This is a genomic window from Streptomyces sp. NPDC043861 (genome assembly GCF_056435905.1).
Genome location: NZ_JBWKDP010000001.1, coordinates 968711 through 991034 on the forward strand (window position 1 = coordinate 968711; position 22324 = coordinate 991034).

Consider the following 22324-nt stretch of genomic DNA (forward strand, 5'->3'; position numbering starts at 1 on the left):
CGTGACAGCACAGACCCCAGACCTCCGTAACCGCAAGCCCAGGACCCGGGGTGCCTCCGCCGCGGGTGACCGGCTGTGGACCTGGCTGATGATCCCCGGCACCCTCTGGATGGCCGCCTTCCTCCTCGCCTCGCTCCTCCTGGTCGCCACCCTGGCGCTCGGCACCACCGACGCGCTCGGCAATCCGCGCTTCGGCTTCAACCCCGACAACATCACGGCCCTGGCGGAGCCGGCCTACCGGGCCGTGCTCCTCCGCTCCCTCGGCTACGCCCTGCTGACCTGTGTGATCTGCCTGGTCGTGGCCTACCCCGTCGCCTACGCCATCGCCCTGTACGGCGGCCGGTTCAAGAACCTCCTGATCGCCGCCATCGTCGTCCCCTTCTTCGCCAACTACCTGGTGCGGATGTACGGCTGGTCGGTCGTTCTCTCCGACGACGGACCGCTGCTGAAGGCATTGCGTGCCGTCGGAATCGCCGACGACGGCACCAAGATCCTGCAGACGGGGGTGGGGGTCATCGCGGGACTCGTCTACGGCTTCGTCGTCTTCATGATCATTCCGCTGTACGCGGCGCTGGAGCGCATGGACGTCTCCCTCATCGAGGCAGGCCGCGATCTCTACGGAGGACCGTTGAAGACCTTCTTCCACGTCACCCTGCCCGCCACCCGGCAGGGCGCGGCAGCCGGCTGCGTCCTCGTCTTCCTGCCCGCCATGGGCGACTTCGTCAGTGCCCAGCTGATGGGAGGCCCCGACCAGATCATGATCGGCAACCTGATCCAGGACAAGTTCTTCCAGGGCCAGAACTGGCCCCTGGGCTCGGCCCTCACCATGCTGATGATGGCCGTCCTGTTCCTCGGCATGCTCGGCTACCTGCGGCGCACCCGCAAGGACGAGGCGGAGGCGGTCCGATGACGCTCCGCCCCGCCATCAAGCCGCAGCGCCGCTCCGACCCGCACGCGGTGCGCACCCCCGCCCCCCGCAGGGGCAGCGCGCGCCAGGCCACCGGCGAGCGCTCGCGCCCCGCCACCCGCAGACGCCGGCGCGGCACCGATCGCAGGCCACGCTTTGCGATCGCCGTGACCGCCGCATTCCTCGCGCTGCTCTATCTGCCGATCGGCGTCGTCGTCCTCTTCTCGTTCAACTCGCAGAAGTCCCTCACCGTCTTCAAGGACTTCAGCCTCCGCTGGTACTCGGCCTTCCTCCGCGACGACGTCCTCCTGGAATCGCTCGGGATGAGCCTGCGCGTCTCGCTGGTGGCCATGGCCGGCTCGCTGGTCCTCGGCGTCACTCTCGCCCTCGGCCTGGTCCGCTGCCGCAGCCGACTGGGCTCGCTGGCCGGGCTGATCATGCTCATCCCGCTGATCACCCCGGAGATCGTCACCGGAGTCGCGGCCATGCTGCTCTTCAAGGGCATGGGCGTCACCCTCTCCACGACCACGGTGATGCTTGCGGAGATCACCTTCTCGATCTCCTATGTGACGGTGATCCTGCGCTCCCGGATCGCCGCCCTCAACCCGGAGGTCGAGGAGGCGGCGATGGATCTCGGGGCCACCCGCTGGCAGGCGCTGCGCCTGGTCACCCTCCCCGCTCTGCTCCCCAGCATCCTGGCCTCCGCGGTGCTGATCTTCGCACTCGTCTTCGACGACTTCGTCCTCGCCTACTTCACCACCGGCGTCGACCCGCAGCCGCTGTCCGTACGGATCTACTCGGCGATCCGTTTCGGGGTCCAGCCCACCATCAACGCGGTCGGCACCCTGATGCTCGCCGGATCCATCGCCCTCATCGCCCTCGCGCTCTTCATCCCGCGTCTGTTCGGCCGTCGCGGCGGCCTCGATCTGCTCTCCGGGAAGTGACACCGTGACGCCCACCGCCTCCACGAGCTCCACGACCTCCACCACCGCCACCACCGCACCGGCGGGGGAGCCCGCACCCGCCGTCCGGCTCGACGGGATCAGCAAGAGCTACGGCGACTCCTACGCCGTGCACGAGCTCTCCCTGGACATCGCTCCCGGTGAGTTCTTCTCGCTCCTCGGCCCCTCCGGCTGCGGCAAGACCACGACGCTGCGGATGATCGGAGGCTTCACCGACCCCAGCGACGGCACCATCCTGCTCGGCGGCGAGGACGTCACCGCCCTCCCGCCGGACAAGCGCAATGTCAACACCGTCTTCCAGAGCTACGCCCTGTTCGACCATCTCTCGGTCGCCGACAACGTGGCCTTCGGCCTCAAACGCAAGGGCGTCGGCCGCGCCGAGATGCGTGAACGGGTCGGCACCATGCTGGAGCGGGTCCAGCTCGGCGGCCTCGGGGACCGCAAGCCCCGCACGCTCTCCGGCGGCCAGCGGCAGCGGGTCGCGCTCGCGCGCGCCCTGGTCAACCGTCCCCAGGTGCTGCTCCTCGACGAACCGCTCGCGGCCCTCGATCTCAAGCTCCGCCGCCGGATGCAGGTCGAGCTCAAGCAGATCCAGCGAGAGGTCGGCATCACCTTCGTCTTCGTCACCCATGACCAGGACGAGGCGCTGACCATGTCCGACCGAGTGGCGGTGATGAACGAGGGGCACGTGGAACAGTGCGGTACCCCGGAGGACGTGTACGAGCGCCCCGCGAGCAGCTTCGTCGCCTCCTTCATGGGCACCTCCAACCTGGTCCCCGGCACCTACCGCGCCGGAGAGGTGGTCTTGGACGAGGGCCCCGCCCTCCCCGTCGGGCCGCGCACCCACGTCAGCGACGGAAGCCGGGTCAGCCTCTCCATCCGGCCCGAGAAGATCTGGCTCTCCGACTTCCTGCCGGACATGGCCCGGGTGCGCGGAGTGGTGCGGGAGACCGTCTACTCCGGCCCGACCACCACGTACCTCATCGAACTCGCGCCCGGCGTCACCGTTTCCGTGCTGGAGCAGAACACCGACCGCTCCCGGATGGAGGACCGCTGGAGCGGCGGCGAGAGCGTCGAGATCGGCTGGAAACCCGAGCACTGCCTGGTCCTGGACTGACCGCCCGCCGCCCGACACTCGAAGGAACACCCCCATGAACCACGATGTCATCGTGCTCGGCGCCGGCCTCGCCGGTCTTGCCGCCGCACGGGACCTGGCCGCAGGCGGAGCCGATGTCCTTGTCGTCGAGGCCCGCGGCCGGGCCGGCGGCAGGGTCGAACAGAAACAGCTCCCGGACGGCAGGCTCGTCCAGCTCGGCGGCGAGGTGGTGGGGCGTGCCCACACCGCCTATCTCGCACTCGCAGCGGAGCTCGGCCTCACTCTGATCCCGAGCTATGTCGCCGAGCCCGGTGTCATTGCGCGCGCCACGCCGGAGGGAGTTTCCGCAGGCGACCCGCCGCACTGGTTCGGCCCCGGCGACGACGCCGTGCACCAACGGATCACCGCCGCCTTCACGGCGCTGGCCCGCTCGGTCGACCCCGACGACCCCTGGAGCCATCCGGAGGCCGCCGGGCTCGACGGGCTGTCGGTGGGGGACTGGCTGCGCTCGGAGGGCGCGGGCCCGGCCGTGGTGCGGCTCTGGGAGATCGGCCAACTCGCCCTGGCCAGCGGCTCCTACGAACGGACCTCCCTGTTGTCCGCCCTGCGCAAGCATGCCGCGGTCCCCGGCGGCGACCACAGCGACCACTACGACTACGAGGACTGGGAAGGACTGCGTGTCGCGGAGGGTTCGGCCACCGTGGCGCTGCGCATGGCCGACGGGCTCGGCGAGCGCGTCCGCCTCGGTGCACCCGTCGAAGCGGTGGACGTGCGGCCCGGCCGCTGCGCGGTGCGCCTCGCCGGCGGCGAGACTCTCACGGCTGCTTCGGTGGTGAGCGCTCTGCCCGTCGGCCCGCTGCGCTCCGTCTCCGTCACCGGAGTGTCCGACGAACGCATCGCCTCGCTGCACCGTCAGCGCCAGGCGGTCGCGGCCAAGTTCGCGGCCGTGTACGACAAGCCGTTCTGGCGCGACAGCGGTCTGAACGGGCTGTCCGAGTGCGAAGGGGTCCTCGGCAGTACCTGGCCGCAGAACGAGGGGATCCTGTCCGCCCTCGTGCCGCCCGAGCGCTACGGCGTCCTGCTCGGCATCCCCGAGGAGCGGCGCGACACCGAACTGCTCGGCGACATCGCCCGGTTGTACGGCGAGGAAGCGCACCGGCCGCTGAGCACGTACACCCGGATGTGGGGCACCGACCCCTGGACCCAGGGGTATGTCACCCACTGGACCCCGGGTGATGTCATGGCGGTCGGCCCCCGGCACGGCACCCATGAACCGCCGTTCTACGTCTGCGGCTCCGACCAGTGGGTGGCCGGATACATGGAGGGTGCGGTGCGTACCGGCCGTGCCGCCGCCGAGGAGGCGCTGCGCCGTGGCTGAACCGTCCGTCCTCAACCACATCAACGGCGCAGATCTGCCCGCCGTCTCGGGCGAATCCATGGCTCTCACCGACCCCGCCACCGGTGAGCGGCACGGCACTGCGCCCCGTTCCGGCCCGGCCGATACGGATGCCGCCTGCGCCGCAGCGGAAACGGCCCTGGAACGGTGGTCCGCCACCACCCCCGGCGATCGCCAGCGCGCGCTGCTGCGCATCGCCGACGCTCTCGAGGCGCACGCGGACGCATTCGTGTCGGCGGAGGTGGGGGACACCGGAAAGCCCGGAGAACTGTTCCGGGGGGACGAACTCCCCGCGATCACCGACACATTGCGCTTCTTCGCCGGGGCTGCGCGCAGCCTCCCGGGCGCAGCCGCGGCCGAGTACACCGAGGGCCGCACCTCGATGCTCCGCCGCGAACCGGTCGGTGTCTGTGCGCAGATCACTCCCTGGAACTACCCCCTGATGATGGCTGTGTGGAAGATCGCACCGGCCCTGGCCGCAGGCAATACGGCCGTGCTCAAACCAGCGGACACCACCCCTTCCTCCACCGCGCTGCTGGCCCGTATCGCCTCCGAGCAGCTGCCTCCCGGTGTGCTCAATGTGGTCTGCGGAGACCGGGACACCGGTCGGGGACTCATCTCCCATCCGGCCGTCCGGCTGATCGCGGTCACGGGCAGCGTCCGCGCCGGACGGGAGATCGCGGCCGCGGCTGCCGCTGATCTCAAGCGTGTCCATCTGGAACTCGGCGGCAACGCCCCGGTGATCGTCCACGAGGACGTGGATGTCGAAGCCACCGCAGCCGAACTCGCCGCGGTCGCCTACTACAACGCCGGCCAGGACTGCACCGCGGCTGCCCGCTATCTGGTGGACAGGCGGGTGTACGACGCGTTCGTCACCGCATTCGCCGCACACGCCGCCAAGCTGCGGGCCGCCGTCGACTTCGGTCCGCTCAACAACCCCGGTCAGCTCGCATCGGTCGAGGGGCTGCTGAACCGGCTGCCGGACCGTGCAGAGATCGTCACCGGCGGGTCCCGCTCCGGGCGGCCCGGCTACTACCACGAGCCGACCGTCGTCGCCGGGGTCCGGCAGAACGACGAGATCGTGCAGGAGGAGATCTTCGGGCCGGTCGTCACCGTGCAGCGGTTCGCCGACGAGGACGAGGCCGTCCGCCTGGCCAACGGCGTGCGGTTCGGTCTCGCGGCCAGTGTCTGGACCAGGGATCACGACAGGGCGATGCGCGCGACCCGTGCCCTGCACACCGGCATTGTGTGGGTGAACACGCACGGCACCACGGTCTCCGAAATGCCGCACGGCGGAGTGAAGCATTCCGGCTACGGCAGTGATCTCTCGCTGGCCGGCCTTCTGGACTACACACAGGTGAAGCACGTCATGGTCTGAGCTGCATGTCACCTACGCGCGTTCCGGACACTTTTCCGGTGTGAGGCCCGGCACAACCGTACGGTCAGGCCCGCAAATTCTTCACACAGCCGACACAATGTGTGGAGAATTTGCGTCCAAAGCCCCATCGGGCCGTGCATACAACAAGATCAACTTTGTTCAAGTCTGCACTTCGTATGGCGACATGTCCGTATGGCAACCCACCGGCCCCCGGCAACTTCTGGTTGTCGGGGGCCGGCCTGTAGGCATGGCCACGGCGCTACCGGCCGACCACCGGGCGCCGTCCCACCACTGTCCTACCCAGGGGGTTACGCATGTCCCGACCCACCCGCCGCCAAGCCCTGGGCGTCGCCGCCGGCGTCGCCGCGGGCCTCGCGGTCACCGGCGCCGCGCAGGCACTGCCCGTCCGCCACGCCGAGGCCGCTTCACGGCCCGCCGAGCCGGGCTCGTTCGACGAGGTCTACAAGGGCCGCCGGATACAGGGGGCGCCGTCCCACGGCGGGAGCCACGGCGGAGGCCACCACGCCCACGGCGCTGGCTACACCGTCCGGATCGACGGCGAGGAACTGCACGTCATGCAGAACGCCGACGGCACCTGGATCAGTGTCGTCAACCACTACGAACCGAGGTCCACACCCCGAGCCCTGGCCCGCGCCGCCGTCGTGGAACTCCGGGGCGCCGACCTCGTCCCGCTCGCGACCAGCTGATCCGGAGCACACCCGCAATGACCGTACGCAAGAACCAGGCCCAGCTCACCGCCGACGAGAAGAGGCGTTTCGTCAACGCCCTCCTCGCCCTCAAGCGCGACGGCCGGTACGACACCTTCGTCACCACCCACAACGCGTTCATCATGAGCGACACCGACAACGGTGACCGCGTCGGCCACCGCTCGCCGTCCTTCCTTCCCTGGCACCGCAGATTCCTGATCGAGTTCGAGCAGGCGCTGCAGTCCGTGGACCCGTCCGTCGCGCTCCCGTACTGGGACTGGACCGTCGACCGCACCACCGCGTCCTCGATCTGGGCCGCCGACTTCATGGGCGGCACCGGCCGCGCCCGGGACGGGCAGGTGATGGACGGCCCGTTCGCAGCCGCCAGAGGTGCCTGGCAGGTCACCGTGCGCGTCGACGGGCGTACCTTCCTGCGGCGCGACCTGGGCGCGGGCGGCCGACAGTTGCCGACCAGGGCCGAGCTGGACTCCGTGCTCGCCATGTCCACCTATGACGCCCCGCCGTGGAACAGCGCATCGGACGGCTTCCGCAATCACCTGGAGGGCTGGCGCGGCGTCAATCTGCACAACCGCGTGCACGTCTGGGTCGGCGGTCAGATGGCCACCGGGGCGTCCCCGAACGACCCGGTGTTCTGGATGCACCATGCCTTCATAGACAAGCTCTGGTCGCAGTGGCAGGCACGCCACCCCGGCTCCACGTACCTCCCGGCGGCCGGTACGGCGAACGTCGTCGACCTCCGGGACACGATGCGCCCGTGGAACAACGTGACCCCTGCGGACATGCTCGACCACAGGCCGCACTACACCTACGACACGGCGGCCTGACGCCGCTGCGGGGGCGCACGGTCCTCCGGGGAGGCGGTTCGTGCCGCAGCGAAACCGGGGCCCGGCGCGTCCCCGCCCATGCCTGCCGGTGGTCCCGTCACCGGTCCGAACCCGGTCCGCGGCCCAGGGATCTGGCCAGATACGGCGCGGTGCGGCTGCCCGCCGCCCGCGCCACCTGCGCGGGGGGTCCCTCTGCCACGATCGTGCCGCCCTCCTCTCCACCGCCCGGGCCCATGTCGATCACCCAGTCCGCGCGCGCCACGACATCCATGTCGTGCTCGACGACCACGACCGAGTGCCCGGCGTCGACGAGGCCCAGCAACTGCCGCATCAGCACCTCCACATCGGCCGGGTGCAGTCCGGTCGTCGGCTCGTCCAGCACGTACAGGGTGTGTCCCCTGCGCATTCGCTGGAGCTCGGCGGCGAGTTTGATGCGCTGTGCCTCACCGCCGGACAGCTCCGTCGCGGGCTGGCCGAGCCGCAGATACCCGAGGCCGACATCGAGCAGCGCCCGAAGGCTCCGTACGGCCGCCGGTGTTTCGGCAAAGACCTCGGCGGCGGCCTCCACCGTGAGGTCGAGCACCTCGGCGATGTTCCGCCCCTCATGGCGGACCTGCAGGGTCTCCGGGTTGTAGCGGGCACCACGGCAGTCCGGGCAGGGTGCGTACGTGCTGGGCAGAAAGAGCAGTTCGACGGAGACGAATCCCTCACCCTGGCAGGTCTCGCACCGGCCCCCCGCCACATTGAAGGAGAATCGCCCCGCCCTGTAGCCGCGCGCCCTGGCCTCGTCGGTGGCGGTAAACAGCCTGCGCACGACGTCGAACAGACCGGTGTACGTAGCCAGATTGGACCGGGGAGTGCGTCCGATGGGTCGCTGATCCACTGTCACCAGGCGTTCCACACACGGTAGTTCCGCGGTGATCGACCCGACGAGGGTCGACTTGCCCGAGCCCGACACACCGGTCACCGCCGTCATGACGCCGAGCGGCAGCCGGGTCGTCACCCCGCGCAGATTGTGCCGGGTGACCGGACCCAGCTCGAGCCGACCCGACGCCTTCCGTGGCTCCCGTGCAGGGACGCTCTCCGAGCCGAAGAGATGGCGCCGGGTGGCCGACTCCGTCACCTCGGCGAGCTGCTGCGGCGGCCCGCTGTGCAGCACCCGACCGCCGTGCTCGCCCGCAAGCGGCCCCACGTCGACCAGCCAGTCCGCGTGCCGCATCACATCCAGGTGGTGTTCCACGGCGAAGACCGTGTTGCCGCCCGACTTCAGCCGGTCGAGGACGACCAGCAGGGCCTCCGTGTCGGCCGGGTGAAGGCCCGCTGACGGTTCGTCAAGGACATACACGACACCGAACAGGCCGGAACGCAGCTGCGTCGCCAGCCGCAGCCGCTGCAGTTCACCACTGGACAGCGTCGGCGTGGCACGGTCCAGGCTCAGATATCCGAGGCCCAGCTCGGTCACCGTGCCGATCCGGCCCAGCAGGTCCGCCGTGAGCACCCGGGCCGCCTCGTCGTTCCGGTCGGTGTGCAGAACATCCGCGAGCGCGGCCAGCGGCAGCGCCGCCAGCTCGGCGATCGTCCGCCCCGCGAAGGTGACCGCAAGGGCCTCCGGGCGCAGCCTGCTGCCCCCGCAGACCGGGCACGGCGCACTGGTCAGAAACTGCTCGGCCTTCGTGCGCAACGTCTGGCTCTTCGAGTCCGCGAACGTGTGGAGCACATAGCGCCGGGCGCTCATGTACGTGCCCTGGTAGGGACGCTGGATGCGGCCCGCCTCACGCACCGGATGGACGGTCACCACCGGCTGCTCGTCGGTGAACAGGATCCAGTCGCGGTCCCGCTGATCCAGCTCGCCCCAGGGCCGGTCCACGTCGTGACCCAGTGCGTCCAGCACGTCCCGCAGATTCTTGCCCTGCCAGGCACCCGGCCAGGCGGCGATCGCGCCCTCCCGGATCGACAGCGACGGATCGGGGACCAGCAGTTCCTCACTGGTGCGATGGATGCGCCCGAGACCATGGCACTCGGGGCATGCCCCGGCCGCCGTGTTCGGCGAGAAGGCGTCCGAGTCCAGCCGGGCGGCCCCCTCCGGATAGTCGCCGGCGCGGGAGAACAGCATCCGCAGGGAGTTCGACAGCGTCGTCACCGTGCCGACGGAAGAGCGTGAGGTGGGGGAGGAGCGGCGCTGCTCCAGGGAGATGGCGGGCGGCAGTCCCGTGATCTCCCCGACCTTCGGCGCGCCCACCTGGTGGATCAGCCGACGGGCGTAGGGCGCGACGGACTCGAAGTAGCGACGCTGGGCCTCGGCGTAGATCGTGCCGAAGGCGAGCGAGGACTTGCCCGACCCGGACACTCCGGTGAACACCGTGAGCGTGTCGCGCGGGATGTCGACGTCGACGTTCTTGAGATTGTGCTCGCGGGCGTCGCGGACGCGGACGTACGGGTCGTGGAGGCCGTGCATATCCGGATTCTAGGCAGCGGCTCCGGCGTCCGCGCTGGTCAGCCCCGCGAGGTGGGCCAGGCGCCGGAAGGAGTCACGCAAGCCGTCGCGGTCGTACGAGCTCGTCGTCACCAGCACCTCGTCGGCGCCGCTCTCCTTGATCACGGCCTCCAGGGCGCCCGCTACCTGCTCCTCGGTGCCGTGGATCTGGCCCCGCAGTCCCGATTCGTAGAACTCGCGCTCCTTCGCGGTCATCGTCAGCCCCTCGATCCGGGAGGCGGGCGCGAGCGGCGGAAAGGTGCCGTGCGTCCGTGAATACGCCATCGACCACGCCTCCGGTACCAGCAGTCGCCGGGCCTCCTCCTCGCTGCCGGCGACGGCGACCGTGCCCGACACGACGACATGGGGCTCCGCGGCCCACGGCGAGGGGCGGAACTGCGCCCGATAGCGCTCGACGGCCCGCAGCAGCCGTTCTCGTCCCCTGAGATCCCCCACCACCAGCGGCAGTCCTGCCGCCGCTGCGACACCCGCCCCCTCTCCCACGGCCAGGACGAACGGCGGCACCCGCAGCCCCTGCGAGGGGCGGGCGCGCACAAGCGGATGCGTTCCTTCGAAGTAGCCGAGGAGCTCGCTCAGCTGTCCGGCGAAGTCGTCCGCGTCGTCCCTGTCGCGGCCCAGCGCCCTTCGGACCCCGTCCGTGAAGCCGACCGAGCGTCCCAGCCCCATGTCGATCCGACCGGGGAACAGGGCTTCCAGCACCCCGAACTGCTCGGCGACGACCAGCGGCTGGTGATTGGGCAGCATCACCCCGCCCGTGCCCACCCGGATCACCGAGGTCGCCGCCGCCACGGCGGCTGCCAGTACGGTCGGCGCGGAGCCGGCCACGCCGGGCACACCATGATGTTCGGAGACCCAGAAACGGTGGTAGCCCAGCGCCTCCACCTCCTGCGCGAGGCGCACGGAGTCGCGCAGCGCCTGAGCGCCCTCCTGGCCCTCCCGGGTGCGGGAGCGGTCCAGTACGGAGAACCGGGTCGAAGCGAGCAAGGAGTCCACACCGGGTTCAACGCCCCCGCCCCCGCAGGATTCCCGTGATCCTCCCACGGGCCGCGGCTTCCTGCCTGCTCCTGCTCCTGCTCATGCCGGCCCGCCTCCCTCCGGGCCGTGGCTCTCACCGGCCCCGGCCCTGGCCCCGGCGCCAGCCCTTAGTCTGGGCGCCGTGACCCAGAAGAAGCACAGCAGGCCGCTGGCCGTATTCGACCTGGACGGGACCATCGCCGAGACCGGTCACCGCCAGCACTTCCTGGAGCGCAGGCCGAGGGACTGGGACGGGTTCTTCGCCGCCGCCCCCGAGGACACTCCTCTCGAGGACGGCGTACGCATGGTCGTCGACGCGGCGGCGGACTGCGAGGTCATGTACCTCACCGGCCGCCCCGAGCGCTGCCGCGCCGCCACGGTGGAATGGCTCGAGCAGCACGGTCTGCCGATGGGCCGCATCTTCATGCGCCGCAACGACGACCGCCGCCCCGCCCGGACCACCAAGCTCGAGATCCTGCGCCGCCTCGGCCGTACCCGCGAGATCCGGATGCTCGTCGACGACGACGAACTCGTGTGCGACGCCGCCGCACGAGCGGGCTTCAGGGTCGTACGTGCCCGGTGGGCCAGTACGTCAGCGGCCATGAAGGACGCACAGGAGCGCGAGGGCCGTACCTGACGCAGCGGCCGCGACCGCCCCCGTCAGCGGCCGCGACCGGGCTCGTCATGGGCCGAACGGGTGACGGCCGGCCCGTGTGCCCCTCAGTCCTCCAGACGGAATCCGACCTTCATGCCGACCTGGTAGTGCTCGACCTCGCCGTCCAGGATGTTTCCGCGGATCTGTGTCACCTCGAACCAGTCGAGGCCCCTGAGGGTCTGCTTGGCGCGGGAGATGCCGTTGCGGATGGCCTGGTCGACCCCTTCGTGAGAGGTGCCGACGATCTCGGTGACCCGGTATGTGTGGTGGGACATGAGGCCGTGCTCCTTTTCGCCGTACCGGCCGTTCCCCTCCACGGTGCCCCAACCGGGGACCGTCCGCGCGGCGTCGGGGATCGGATCGCACCCTCGATTGGTACATACCAAAGTCCGGTCGGTCGTCGCCGCGGAGGGTGCGGGCGGCGCACAGGGACGGGCCACGCCGAACCCGCGGACCGGGCCGCCGTCGGGGCCGACAATCCGATCAAGCCGTACATGACAGCGGTGCTCCGGGGTGAAGACCCCGAGGAGGCGGCGAGGAACGCCTCCGGCCGCGTCTCGGCCCGCGCGCGGGCCGAACGGCGGGCCTCGGCGCCGCACTGCGCCTCCCGGCTCCCTGGGCACCCACGGGCCGACCGGAGTCGCCCGGCATTCAGTTGGCGCACATCCGCGCTCCGCACCCCCGTCATGTCGAATCCAGCCGGTCGCGGAATTAGTTAGGGGCCGGGCCGCCGCAGGCGCGATCCGGTGCTTCCGTCCGGCAGAGGAGAGCCGTCATGCCCGCTTCGCCCGCCGTCATCCCCGCCCCGCTCGTGTCCGCCGAGCCGCGCTATGTGGTCGGTCTCGCCCGCGACCAGGACGACGTCCGTGCCGCCCAGCGGCTGCGCCACCAAGTGTTCGCCGGGGAGATGGGCGCCCGGCTCGAAGGACCGGAGCCCGGGCTCGACATCGATGCGTTCGACGCGTACTGCGACCACATCCTCGTGCGTCACGAGGAGACCGGCGAGGTCGTCGGCACCTACCGGGTGCTCCCGCCCGAACGGGCAAGGGTCGCCGGGCGGCTCTATTCCGAGACCGAGTTCGACCTCGTCCGGCTCGAACCCATCCGCCACGACCTGGTCGAGGTCGGCCGCTCCTGCGTCCACCCCGCACACCGCAACGGCGCCGTCATCGCGCTCATCTGGGCCGGCCTGGCCCGCTACATGACCCGCACCGGCCACACCTGGCTGTCCGGCTGCTGCTCGATACCGCTCTCCGACGGCGGCGGTCTCGCGGCCGCCACCTGGGACACCGTCAAGGCCAGGCACCTGTCCCCCGAGGAGTACTGGGTCACCCCGCACAAGCTCTGGAGCGCGGACGGAATCGCCCGCCCCCAGGGCCGCACCGAAATTCCCCCGCTGCTGCGCGGATACCTCCGGCTCGGAGCCTGGGTGTGCGGCGCGCCCGCACACGATCCCGACTTCGGCGTCGCCGACCTGTACGTCCTGCTGTCCCTGCGCCGCACCAACCCCCGCTATCTGCGCCACTTCCTCTCCCTGGCACCGGTGAAATGAGCGACTGGCTCCCCACCGCGCCGTGCACACCGGCCGGCTGCGCGACACCACGGTGGCCCACGGCCGGCCTCCCCACGGCCGTCGTGCGCCTGCTTGCGGGCACGGCCGCGGTCCTCGCCGGTGTTCTGCTCTCCCCCCTGGCGATCCCGCTCGGCCCCGTGCGCCGGGCCCGCCTCGTCCGCCTGTGGTGCCGGGCGGTGGTCCGCGCCTTCGGCGTCCGGGTCCGGATCGTGGGCGCGGGGGAGCCCGCACCGACGGCCGGCGGGGCGGTGCCGGGCACACTTGTCGTCCCCAACCACATCTCATGGCTGGACATACCCCTGGTCGCCGCGGTGCTCCCCGGGCGGATGCTGGCCAAGCAGGAGATCCGGCAGTGGCCGGTGCTCGGCCCCCTCGCAGGGTTCGGCGGGACACTGTTCGTGGACCGGGACAGGCTCAGGGCACTGCCCGGGGTCGTCAGGAGCATGGCGGACTCGCTCAGGAGCGGGGCGCGGGTGATCGTGTTCCCCGAGGGATCCACCTGGTGCGGGCGTGGGAAGGGACGCTTCCGCCATGCCGCGTTCCAGGCGGCGATCGACGCGGGTGCCGTCGTCCAGCCGGTACGGATCACCTACGGCCCGGTGGGTGCCGCTGCGTTCGTGGGCGACGATCCGCTCGCCGTCTCACTGTGGCGGGTCGTGACGGCCGGTGGGCTCACCGCGGAGATCAGGGTCCTTGCACCGATCCCCGCGGGCCGCCACACCGGCCGCCGTGCCCTCGCACGTGCTGCCGAGGCCGCGGTGGCAGGCGACACGGAGGCGAGACCGGCTCACACCGCGGTCGACAGGGACAGCGCGAACCTGCCCGCCGTGTCCGTCCACCACTCCGACAGCTTCAGTCCGGCTTCCGCCAGTTCGGTGCGCACCCGCTCCTGACGGAACTTCGCCGACACCTCGGTGCGGATCTCCTCACCGGCCCCGAAGGGAACCACCAGATCCAGCTCCCGGATCTTCACCGTGAGTGCGTCCCGCGCCCGCAGCCGCATCTCGATCCACTCCTCCTGCGCGTTCCACAGCGCCACATGGTCGAAGTCGTCCGGACGGAAGTCGGCGGCGAGTTCCCGGTTCATCACGGTCAGCACATTCTTGTTGAACTCGGCGGTGACACCGGCCGCGTCGTCGTACGCGGCCACCAGCACACCCTCCTCCTTCACCAGGTCCGTGCCGAGCAGCAGTGCGTCCCCGGGCGACAGCATCGCCCGGACCGAGCACAGGAACTCGGCCCTCTCACCGGGCAGCAGATTGCCGATCGTGCCGCCCAGGAAGGCCACCAGTCGGGGTCCCGGTGTCTCCGGAAGCTCCAGCGCCCGGGTGAAGTCGGCGATCAGCGCATGGACATGGAGCTCGGGATGCTCGACGAGCAGCGCATCGGCCGCGCCCGTCAGCGCGCTCCCGCTGACGTCCACGGGGACATAGCTGTGCAGTCCCGTCAGCGCGTCCAGGAGATGGCGGGTCTTCTCGGACGAACCGGAGCCCAGCTCCACCAGGGTGCGGGCACCGGTCACCGAGGCGATCTCTCCCGATCGGGCGAGGAGGATCTCCCGCTCGGCACGGGTCGGGTAGTACTCGGGCAGCCGGGTGATCTCCTCGAAGAGCTCACTGCCACGGGCGTCGTAGAACCACTTGGGCGGCAGTTCCTTGGGGGTGCGGGTCAGTCCGCGCCGTACGTCTTCGCGCAGTGCGGCGGCCATGGCGTCGTCGGGCAGGGTGCGGGTCAGCTGGAACGGGCTCACGCAAGTGGCTCCTTGAGCGGGGTCAGCAGTACGTCGGTGCGGGTGGCCGCGAGCAGCGTGCGGTCGGGCACTTCGCACCAGTGGGGATCGTCGTTGTAGGGCTCCGACGCCACGACGGTCCGGCGTCCGGGCTCGGCGAGATACCAGAGCGAGTCGCCCCAGGCGGTCGCCGCGACCGTCGTGCCGTCCGTCAGCAGCAGATTGAGCCGGGATCCGGGAGCCGCCTCCGCGACCTCGAACACCGTTTCGGCGAGCGCCTGGCCCAGCTCGTCGCCGTTCCGGAGCCGGTGCAGCACGAGGGCCCACACCAGAGCGGAGTCGCAACGTGCCTCCAGCGACAGCAGTTCGCCCACGGGCAGCGCAGCCGCGAGCGGAGCGACCGATCCGGGCCAGCCCCTGACGGCACCGTTGTGACTGAACAGCCAGGGCCCGGCGGTGAAGGGAGCCGCGGCCGCCTCGTCGTCCGCGCCCGCCTCGGTCGCGTCCCTGACCGCCGCGAGCAGCGCCCCGCTGCGGACCACGCGGGCCAGGTCGGCGAAGGACTGGTCGCCCCAGACCGGGCCGGACCGGCGGTAGCGGGCAGGTACCGGGTCGTCATCGGCGTACCAGCCGACTCCGAAGCCGTCCGCGTTCACGGTCCCGTACCGCTGCCGGCGCGGCGCCCAGGACTGTCTGAACAGCGCGTGCGGCGGTCGTACCAGCAGCTCGCCGAGCGCGGTGCCGGGACCCAGGAACGCGATGTGGCGGCACATCACGCGTCCCTTGCGGTGCGGAAGCCGGAGAAGATCTGCCGGCGCACCGGCAGGTCCCAGTTGCGGAACGTACCGCGGCACGCCACCGGGTCCACGGCGAACGAGCCGCCGCGCAGCACCTTGTGGTCACCGCCGAAGAACACCTCGGAGTACTCGCGGTAGGGGAACGCGGAGAAGCCCGGGTAGGGGAGGAAGTCGCTCGACGTCCACTCCCAGACGTCGCCCATCAGCTGGCGCACTCCGAGCGGAGAGGCTCCGTCGGGGTACGCGCCCGCAGGAGCGGGCCGCAGATGGCGCTGGCCCAGATTGGCGCGGTCGGGAGTCGGGTCGTCGTCGCCCCAGGGATAGCGCCGCGAGCGCCCGGTGGCCGGATCGTGACGGGCGGCCTTCTCCCATTCGGCCTCCGACGGCAGTCGCCGCCCCGCCCAGCGGGCGTATGCGTCGGCCTCGTACCAGCTGATGTGCAGTACGGGTTCGTCCTCGGGCACCGGCTCGGTCGTCCCGAACCGGCGGCGCAGCCACTGTCCGCCCTCGCGCCGCCAGAACAGCGGCGCCGCGATGTCGTGCTTGCGGATCTGGTCCCAGCCCTCGTCCGCCCACCACCGCTCGTCCGTGTAGCCGCCGTCCGCGATGAAGGCCTGGAAGGCGCCGTTGGTCACCGGTGCGGTGTCGATGAAATAGGCGGGCAGTTCACGGTGGTGCGCGGGGCGCTCGTTGTCCAGGGCCCAGGGCTCGGTGGAGGTGCCCATCGTGAACGGGCCCGCGGGGACCATCACTTCGGCCGGCAGCCCGTTCATGTCCCCACGGGGCGGCTCGGGCGCGTCGAGAGCGGCCGGGCCCCGCCGTAGCTGATGGGTGATCAGCATGGTCTCGTCGTGCTGCTGCTCGTGCTGCGCGATCATGCCGAAGGCGAAGGCCGCGTCGACGAGCGGTCCGCCGCGCAACGGGTGGCCGTCGAGGACGTCGAGCACCCGGCCCCTGACGTCCGACGCGTAGGCGCGGGACTCGGCGGGCGAGAGCAGGGGCAGCGAGGGCCGTGTCGCACGAGGGTGCTCGAAGGCGTCGTACACCGAGTCGATCTCCGGGCGTATGGCCTCACGACCTGCGACGGCCCGCAGCAGCCACTGCTCCTCCTGGTTGCCGATGTGGGCGAGGTCCCACACCAGCGGCGACATCAACGGCGAGTGCTGTGCCGTCAGTTCGTGGTCGTCGACGCATGAGGTCAGCAGGGCGGTGCGTGCGCGGGCGGCGGTCAGCGCCTCGAGGGCGCGCTGCCTGAGCGCGTCGTCGGTCACCACCGGGGACACGTTCATGAGCGGATCTCCTTGCGGGGGATCGAGAAGTCGTCGGCCGGGCACCGGCCCGGCAGGACGTAGCGGTCGTGGAACGCGGCCACCGCATCCTGGACGGCCGGGGTCGCCCCGAGCCGGGGCAGCGCCTCCAGCGCGACGGCGAAGCAGCTCATGGCCGCGCCGTGCAGTTCGGGGTCGGCCGGCCCGCGCCGGGCTGCCCGGGCCCAGAGGGGGTTGCGCGGTGCGGGCAGTGGTCCGGCGGTCTCGGCGAGCGGCTTGACCGTGCGGTAAGCGGTCTCCGCCGCCTCCGGGTCGTCGAAGAGGGCCATGGTGACGGCGAGGGGCACCATCCAGCCGTCCTCGCCCGGCTGCGCGTCGATCATGCGGAGTTCAAGGTGCCCGCGCGGGCGCACCGGTGGAAAGAGCGTGGTCATGTGGTACTCGAGGTCCGCACGGGTGGGCGGCCGGGGTGCACCGGACCGCATCCACTCACGGAATGTGAGGCCCTCCGGCACGTGCCAGGGCCCTTCCGGGGCACGGATGCACATCACCGGGGTGTCCAGCACATGCGTCGCCCAGGCGTCGCGCGGCGACCCGTCGGGAGCGGGCGCGAGGGAGCGTCTCGGATCGAGGTCCGCCCACAGGGCCTGCCGGGTGGAGCGCCAGCCGGTGCTCCTGCCCGCCCCGGCCGGGGAGTTGGCGAACGCCGCCACCAGGACCGCGCCCAGCAGATGGGCCAGCTGCCAGCGTCTGCCGAGGCCCAGCGGCCCGGGCTCCTCGAACCCCGCGTCCAGACACACCTGGACCGAGGCCGATGAGCACATCATGGACCGCCCCGATGGACCCGATCGGTCGAGGCAGGCCTCCATGGCGTCGTAACGCGGTTCACGCAGCAGCCGGCGCGGAGGGTGCCAGGGGTCGTGGCCGTATCCGGTCAGAGCGAGGCCGGAGGCGCGCAGTGCGGTCCGTACCGTCGCGAGATCCGCCGCGGTGGAGTCGATGCACTCCATCAGCGATCCGGCGGGCGGCGAGCTGAGCTCCAGCTGACCGCCGGGCTCGAAGGTCAGTGCCGAGGCGAGGTGCAGGTCCCGTAGCCCGGCGAAGGCCCGGTCGAGCCGGGTGGGCGCGACGGGCAGTTCGGGGTGGTGCAGTTCGTGTACGAGCCATTCGAGTTCGACCCCGACCTTGCGGGGCGGGCCCGTCTTGAAGCAGATACATCGAAGCAACGCTTCGGCGTCGTCCTCGGTGAGCGGCGGGCCGCTCCACCCGACGTCGGGTGCTGCCATGGTCGGCTCCTCCTGTCGCAGGCGCTCCGTCCACCTAAAGCCACGGTCGATGCTTCGCACAAGAGTGCCCCTGTGGGGCGTAAGGGGGGCGTAATCGGTTTGCCGTCACCCGTCCTGATCACTGAGGATTCCGGCATGAGTGCTCGTTTGCGCGGGATGGCGCAACAGACCCAGGAGATCGTCGAAGCAGGTCGCTACCGGGCGCCGGGCGGCCGCTCGGTGACGATCGGCGGGGAACTGCTCGCAGCGGTCGAGGGGACACGGATGTTCGGGCCCGGGCCCGTACCGGTGGTCCCCGGCACGGACCGTTTCAGCCTATGCGAGGTCACTGGGGAGAGCAGCCTGGCGGCCGCACGGCGGATGACGGCCCGGGACCCGGAGCCGGTCGCGGTCCTGAACTTCGCCTCGGCCCGCAATCCCGGCGGGGGCTACCTCAACGGGGCCCAGGCGCAGGAGGAGGCGCTCTGCCGGGCGTCGGCGCTCTACACCACGCTGCTGCGCGCACCGGAGTTCTACGAGCACCACCGCGCCGATCGGAGTCCTTTCTACTCCGACCGGGTGATCCACTCGCCCGCCGTCCCGGTCTTCAGGGACGACCGGGGCCGGCTCCTCGACGTGCCCTACGCCGTGGGGTTCCTGACGTCCCCGGCGCCGAACGCGGGCGTGATCACCAGTCGGGCGCCGGGGGAGGCCGCCCGCATACCGGCCGCCCTCGCATCGCGTGCGGAGCGCGTCCTCGAGACGGCTGCCGTTGCCGGCTATCGGCGGCTGGTGCTCGGTGCGTGGGGTTGCGGGGTCTTCCGCAATGATCCGGCCCAGGTCGCGGCGGCGTTCCGGGCCCTGCTCAGGGACGGCGGAAGGTTCTCGGGGCACTTCGACGAGATCGTCTTCGCGGTGCTGGACCGCACCGAGCGGCAGAGCACCCTGGAGGCATTCCGGGCCGCGTTCCCGGCGGGAGACGCCCGCGCGGTGTGAGCCGGGAACTTTCCCTAATTTATTTTGCAAAATATCTTTTGGAAAGTCCTTGATCCCTCTACGCTGCCGCCATGGTCAGTGGAGAGCACAAGCGCGTTCTTGATCCGGAGCATGATGCCGCGGCCCTCAAGGCCCTGACCCACCCGCTGCGGATCCGGCTCCTGGGGATGCTGCGCATCGACGGCCCCGCGACGGCCAGCGAACTCGCCGCGCGCACGGGCCAGTCCTCCGCCTCCACCAGCTATCACCTCAGGGTGCTGGCCAAGTACGCGTTCATCGCCGAGGCGGAGCACCGGGACGGGCGCGAGCGCCGCTGGCGGGCGGTGCATGACGTCACCGCATGGAGCAATGAGGCGCTGGAGGCGTCGGACGGCAGCCGGGCGTTCATCGGCGTGAGCCGCCGGGCGCAGATCGCTCACCTCGAACGCACCCTGGCCCAGCACGAGGAGGACATGTCCACGGGGCGGCTCGGCCCCGACTGGACCGAGCCATCGGGCATCTCCGACCTGGTGCTGCGCCTGACTCCCCGGTCGCTGACCGAGTTGTGGGAGTCGTTCGAGCGGAAGGCCGAGGAGCTCGTGGAGCGTGACACGGACGACCGGAGTGCCGAGCAGGTGGTCCTGCTGTGGGCCAGTCTGCCGCTCGCCCAGCGCGATGCGGCGGGCGAGGAGGACGCACGATGAGCGGGCCGCTGGACCCCCGCACCGCCCGCCGCCGTTTCACCGCCGTCACCTTCCTCTTCTGGCTGCCGGTGGGCCTGTACATACCGTCACAGGTCCTGCTCATCACGGATCGCGGTATCGGCCTGGCGGCCATCGCGTCACTGTTCGCCGTGCATTCGCTCACCGTCGCCGCACTGGAGCTGCCCACCGGAGGGCTCTCCGACGTCATCGGCCGCCGCCCCGTGCTGGCCGCCGCAGGCGTCCTCAATCTGACCGCCCTGGTCCTCCTGGCCCTGGGGACCGGCCTGCCGGTGCTTGCACTGGCAATGTTCCTCATGGGCTTCGGCCGCGCCCTGTCCAGCGGGCCGGCCGAGGCATGGTACGTCGACACCGTGCAGGCCCACTCCGGCCCGGCAGCCGAGCTGCGCACCGGACTCGCCCGCGCAGGCACCGCATCCGCCGCGGCCCTCGCCATCGGCACGCTCATGGGCGGTGCACTGCCCTGGCTGCTGGCCCTCGGCCCCGACTGGGGTGCGCGGCTCACCGACGCGAGCTCCGGGCTCGTACTGCCGCTCTCCGTACCGGCGTTGCTGGGCGCGGCCCTCGGGATCGTCTTCGTCGGCTACGTCCTGGTTCGGCTGCCGGAACCGCCCCGGACCGCCCCCGCGGCCCTGCGTGAGGTGATGCGCGGGGTCCCGGCCACCGTGACGGGTGGGCTGCGCCTGGGCGCCGGGGATTCCGTCGTGCGCCGGCTGCTGCTCACCGCGGGCGCTGTGGGAGCCGCTCTCGGCACCGTCGAACTCCTCACGCCGGGCCGGGCCGCTGCGGTGACCGGCGCACCCGAGTCCGGCGCCGTGCTCCTGGCTGCCCTGGCCTGCTCGGGTTTCGCCTGTTCCGCCCTCGGCAGCCACGCCGCGCCACTCCTCGCGCGCCGGGCGGGCAGCGGGGAACGCGCGGTCCTGGCAGCCCTCGGCCTGAGCGCGGCGGGCCTGCTGCTGCTCGGTGTCACGCTGCTGTGGAACGGCCCGGCCGCCCTGGCCCCGGCCGCCATCGGATACGGCCTCGTCTACCTCGGACTCGGTGCCGCCGGCCCGAACGAGAACGACCTGCTGCACCGCCGCGTGGACGGCGCGCGCCGCGCCACCGCCCTGTCCGTGCAGTCACTCGCGCTCCAGCTCATGGGCGCCCTCGCAGGACTGGTCGTCGGCCGGCTGCCCGCCGGGCCGCTGCCCTGGCTGCTCGGCGGCACTGTCCTGCTGGCCGGCGCGCTGCTGTGGATCCGCCGTGCCCGGCCGGTTCCGCCCGCACCCGGACCGGTCTGCGCACCGTCGTCGTCGACGCCCACCACCCCCAGGCAGCCACAGGGGAGCACGGCGACCGCCACGATCACGCCGAAAACGAAATGACGGCTCCGGTGCCCGCGGGAGAAGGCGGCGCCGGGCAGGGGCCCATGGAAGATCACCGCGGATGCAAATCCGGCCATCCGCCGTACCGCGCTCAGGGTCGGTGCGGCTCGGTCTGGAAGGATGCCGAGGGCGATGAGCCAGACACCCAGACAGTCATTAGAACGCTCCATTCCGACCAGTGCCGATGTCGCGCGGCTCGCCGGAGTCTCCCGGGCGACCGTCTCGTACGTGCTCAACAACACCTCGGCAGTTCGCATCAGCGAGCCGACCCGCCGCCGTGTGCGCGACGCCGCCGAAGAGCTCGGGTACGTCCCGCACGCGGCGGCCCGCAGCCTGCGCGCCGGACACACCCGCATCGTGCTGCTGCCGACCGCATCCATTCCCATCGGCCCGCTCCACAGCCGCTTCGTCAATGAACTCCAGTCGGCTCTGCGGCGCCTCGACTACACCGTGGTGCAGTACGGCAGCCTCGGCCTGGACGGTGACACGGCGGCCCGCGCCTGGGCGGAGCTGCGGCCGGTCGCCGTCGTCTCGCTCGGCGAGATCGCCCTCACCCCGCACGGTGTCGGGGTGCTCAAGCGCTCCGGTGCGAAGGCGGTGATAACGCTCGGTCCCCAGCATGTCGAGGGGGCGCGATCCCTCGTGATGGACCAGCGGGAGGTGGGCGTTCGCGCGGCCGAGCATCTGCTGGAGCGCGGCTACCGGCGGATCGGGGTGATCATGCCCGAGGAGCCGGGGCTGGAGCTCCTGTCGGAGCCGCGGCTGGCGGGCGTGCGGGACGCCGCGGAAGCCGTCGGCGCGGAGGTCGTGCCGGTCCCGCTCGCCTACGACGAGGGGGCGGCGGACGCCCTCGCGGCGCGTTGGCGGGATCTCGGCCTGGACGCGGTGTACGCGTACAACGACGAGTTCGCCATGCTCCTGATGCGCGCACTCCAGGACGCCGGCATCGGCATCCCGGACGAGACGGCGGTGGTCGGCGCCGACGATCTGCTGCTCGGCCGGTTGCTCAGACCCCGGCTCAGCACGGTCCGGATCGACATGGTCACCGGGCAGCATCTGGCCGAGCTGGTCGACCGGGTCGTACGCGATCCGGGCCGTGCACCCGAGCGGCAGGATCTGATGGGTGCCCAGGTCGTGGGACGTGACTCCACCTGAGTCCGGTCCGTGTGCTTCC

Annotated in this window: 21 protein-coding genes; 14 read left to right on the plus strand and 7 right to left on the minus strand. The window is 71.3% G+C overall.

Annotation, left to right across the window (positions count from 1 at the left end; genetic code table 11):
- Position 1 precedes the first annotated feature (1 nt).
- The 7 genes from AC068D_RS04040 to melC2 all read left to right on the plus strand — a co-directional run bounded on the left by AC068D_RS04040 (position 2) and on the right by melC2 (position 7291).
- The gene (locus AC068D_RS04040) at positions 2-910 is read left to right on the plus strand and encodes an ABC transporter permease (protein ID WP_478821333.1); all 909 of its coding nucleotides are present in this window, start codon (positions 2-4) and stop codon (positions 908-910) included.
- Positions 907-1851 carry an ABC transporter permease gene (locus AC068D_RS04045; RefSeq protein ID WP_478821334.1) on the plus strand — a complete coding sequence of 315 codons (945 nt, stop codon included), beginning with the start codon at positions 907-909 and terminating at the stop codon, positions 1849-1851. Before AC068D_RS04040 ends, AC068D_RS04045 begins: the two co-directional genes overlap by 4 nt.
- Positions 1852-1855: 4 nt before the next feature.
- Positions 1856-2986 (plus strand): ABC transporter ATP-binding protein, encoded by a 1131-nt coding sequence (locus tag AC068D_RS04050; protein WP_478821335.1) that lies wholly within the window; start codon positions 1856-1858, stop codon positions 2984-2986.
- A 34-nt stretch (positions 2987-3020) separates the two neighbouring features.
- Positions 3021-4343, plus strand: a complete 1323-nt coding sequence (locus AC068D_RS04055; RefSeq protein WP_478821336.1) for a flavin monoamine oxidase family protein — start codon at positions 3021-3023, stop codon at positions 4341-4343.
- Positions 4336-5739, plus strand: coding sequence for an aminobutyraldehyde dehydrogenase (locus AC068D_RS04060; protein ID WP_478821337.1), 1404 nt, complete (start codon positions 4336-4338; stop codon positions 5737-5739). Before AC068D_RS04055 ends, AC068D_RS04060 begins: the two co-directional genes overlap by 8 nt.
- Before the next feature lie 314 nt (positions 5740-6053).
- A complete protein-coding gene (melC1, locus tag AC068D_RS04065; RefSeq protein ID WP_478821338.1) occupies positions 6054-6446 on the plus strand; it encodes an apotyrosinase chaperone MelC1 in 393 nt (130 codons plus the stop codon).
- A 17-nt stretch (positions 6447-6463) separates the two neighbouring features.
- A complete protein-coding gene (gene melC2 / locus AC068D_RS04070) occupies positions 6464-7291 on the plus strand; it encodes a tyrosinase MelC2 (protein ID WP_478821339.1) in 828 nt (275 codons plus the stop codon).
- A 97-nt stretch (positions 7292-7388) separates the two neighbouring features.
- Here melC2 and AC068D_RS04075 read toward each other — a convergent pair whose 3' ends face one another.
- Together AC068D_RS04075 and AC068D_RS04080 are read right to left on the minus strand one after the other, a co-directional pair.
- On the minus strand, positions 7389-9746 hold the full coding sequence (locus AC068D_RS04075; protein WP_478821340.1) for an ATP-binding cassette domain-containing protein: 2358 nt from the start codon (positions 9744-9746) through the stop codon (positions 7389-7391).
- Positions 9747-9755: 9 nt separating this feature from the next.
- Complete coding sequence (locus AC068D_RS04080; RefSeq protein ID WP_478821341.1) at positions 9756-10778, minus strand: MsnO8 family LLM class oxidoreductase; 1023 nt, start codon at positions 10776-10778, stop codon at positions 9756-9758.
- A 163-nt stretch (positions 10779-10941) separates the two neighbouring features.
- Between AC068D_RS04080 and AC068D_RS04085 the strand changes: the two genes are divergently transcribed.
- Positions 10942-11436 (plus strand): phosphatase domain-containing protein, encoded by a 495-nt coding sequence (locus tag AC068D_RS04085; protein ID WP_478821342.1) that lies wholly within the window; start codon positions 10942-10944, stop codon positions 11434-11436.
- 83 nt (positions 11437-11519) lie between these two features.
- Here the strand turns inward: AC068D_RS04085 and AC068D_RS04090 are convergent, their stop codons facing one another.
- A complete protein-coding gene (locus AC068D_RS04090; RefSeq protein ID WP_478821343.1) occupies positions 11520-11729 on the minus strand; it encodes a dodecin in 210 nt (69 codons plus the stop codon).
- A gap of 500 nt (positions 11730-12229) precedes the next feature.
- Between AC068D_RS04090 and AC068D_RS04095 the strand changes: the two genes are divergently transcribed.
- On the plus strand, positions 12230-13006 hold the full coding sequence (locus AC068D_RS04095; protein WP_478821344.1) for a GNAT family N-acetyltransferase: 777 nt from the start codon (positions 12230-12232) through the stop codon (positions 13004-13006).
- Positions 13003-13920, plus strand: coding sequence for a lysophospholipid acyltransferase family protein (locus AC068D_RS04100; protein WP_478821345.1), 918 nt, complete (start codon positions 13003-13005; stop codon positions 13918-13920). The genes AC068D_RS04095 and AC068D_RS04100 overlap by 4 nt, the downstream gene beginning before the upstream one ends.
- Here AC068D_RS04100 and egtD read toward each other — a convergent pair.
- The 4 genes from egtD to egtA are packed head-to-tail and all read right to left on the minus strand — an operon-like array spanning position 13815 to position 18107.
- Positions 13815-14777: an L-histidine N(alpha)-methyltransferase gene (gene egtD / locus AC068D_RS04105; protein ID WP_478821346.1), complete on the minus strand. Its 963-nt coding sequence runs from the start codon at positions 14775-14777 to the stop codon at positions 13815-13817. The two genes, AC068D_RS04100 and egtD, sit on opposite strands and share 106 nt — an antisense overlap.
- On the minus strand, positions 14774-15529 hold the full coding sequence (gene egtC, locus AC068D_RS04110; protein ID WP_478821347.1) for an ergothioneine biosynthesis protein EgtC: 756 nt from the start codon (positions 15527-15529) through the stop codon (positions 14774-14776). Before egtC ends, egtD begins: the two co-directional genes overlap by 4 nt.
- The gene (egtB, locus tag AC068D_RS04115) at positions 15529-16842 is read right to left on the minus strand and encodes an ergothioneine biosynthesis protein EgtB (RefSeq protein ID WP_478821348.1); all 1314 of its coding nucleotides are present in this window, start codon (positions 16840-16842) and stop codon (positions 15529-15531) included. Before egtB ends, egtC begins: the two co-directional genes overlap by 1 nt.
- Entirely contained in the window at positions 16839-18107 is a 1269-nt protein-coding gene (egtA, locus tag AC068D_RS04120; protein WP_478821349.1) for an ergothioneine biosynthesis glutamate--cysteine ligase EgtA, read from the minus strand. Before egtA ends, egtB begins: the two co-directional genes overlap by 4 nt.
- A 135-nt stretch (positions 18108-18242) precedes the next feature.
- Between egtA and AC068D_RS04125 the strand changes: the two genes are divergently transcribed.
- From AC068D_RS04125 to AC068D_RS04140, 4 genes are all read left to right on the plus strand, one after another.
- Positions 18243-19082: a TIGR02452 family protein gene (locus AC068D_RS04125; RefSeq protein ID WP_478821350.1), complete on the plus strand. Its 840-nt coding sequence runs from the start codon at positions 18243-18245 to the stop codon at positions 19080-19082.
- A gap of 71 nt (positions 19083-19153) precedes the next feature.
- Positions 19154-19765, plus strand: a complete 612-nt coding sequence (locus AC068D_RS04130) for an ArsR/SmtB family transcription factor (protein ID WP_478821351.1) — start codon at positions 19154-19156, stop codon at positions 19763-19765.
- On the plus strand, positions 19762-21150 hold the full coding sequence (locus AC068D_RS04135; protein ID WP_478821352.1) for an MFS transporter: 1389 nt from the start codon (positions 19762-19764) through the stop codon (positions 21148-21150). The genes AC068D_RS04130 and AC068D_RS04135 overlap by 4 nt, the downstream gene beginning before the upstream one ends.
- A gap of 132 nt (positions 21151-21282) precedes the next feature.
- Positions 21283-22305 carry a LacI family DNA-binding transcriptional regulator gene (locus AC068D_RS04140; protein WP_478821353.1) on the plus strand — a complete coding sequence of 341 codons (1023 nt, stop codon included), beginning with the start codon at positions 21283-21285 and terminating at the stop codon, positions 22303-22305.
- Positions 22306-22324: the final 19 nt, after the last annotated feature.

Coding starts and splice junctions, on each gene's coding strand:
- AC068D_RS04045 (WP_478821334.1), top strand. CDS start 907: ATGACGCTCCGCCCCGCCATCAAGCCGCAGCGCCGCTCCGACCCGCAC.
- AC068D_RS04055 (WP_478821336.1), top strand. CDS start 3,021: ATGAACCACGATGTCATCGTGCTCGGCGCCGGCCTCGCCGGTCTTGCC.
- melC1 (WP_478821338.1), top strand. CDS start 6,054: ATGTCCCGACCCACCCGCCGCCAAGCCCTGGGCGTCGCCGCCGGCGTC.
- melC2 (WP_478821339.1), top strand. CDS start 6,464: ATGACCGTACGCAAGAACCAGGCCCAGCTCACCGCCGACGAGAAGAGG.
- AC068D_RS04075 (WP_478821340.1), bottom strand. CDS start 9,746: ATGCACGGCCTCCACGACCCGTACGTCCGCGTCCGCGACGCCCGCGAG.
- AC068D_RS04090 (WP_478821343.1), bottom strand. CDS start 11,729: ATGTCCCACCACACATACCGGGTCACCGAGATCGTCGGCACCTCTCAC.
- AC068D_RS04095 (WP_478821344.1), top strand. CDS start 12,230: ATGCCCGCTTCGCCCGCCGTCATCCCCGCCCCGCTCGTGTCCGCCGAG.
- AC068D_RS04100 (WP_478821345.1), top strand. CDS start 13,003: ATGAGCGACTGGCTCCCCACCGCGCCGTGCACACCGGCCGGCTGCGCG.
- egtC (WP_478821347.1), bottom strand. CDS start 15,529: ATGTGCCGCCACATCGCGTTCCTGGGTCCCGGCACCGCGCTCGGCGAG.
- egtB (WP_478821348.1), bottom strand. CDS start 16,842: ATGAACGTGTCCCCGGTGGTGACCGACGACGCGCTCAGGCAGCGCGCC.
- egtA (WP_478821349.1), bottom strand. CDS start 18,107: ATGGCAGCACCCGACGTCGGGTGGAGCGGCCCGCCGCTCACCGAGGAC.
- AC068D_RS04125 (WP_478821350.1), top strand. CDS start 18,243: ATGAGTGCTCGTTTGCGCGGGATGGCGCAACAGACCCAGGAGATCGTC.
- AC068D_RS04130 (WP_478821351.1), top strand. CDS start 19,154: ATGGTCAGTGGAGAGCACAAGCGCGTTCTTGATCCGGAGCATGATGCC.
- AC068D_RS04135 (WP_478821352.1), top strand. CDS start 19,762: ATGAGCGGGCCGCTGGACCCCCGCACCGCCCGCCGCCGTTTCACCGCC.
- AC068D_RS04140 (WP_478821353.1), top strand. CDS start 21,283: ATGAGCCAGACACCCAGACAGTCATTAGAACGCTCCATTCCGACCAGT.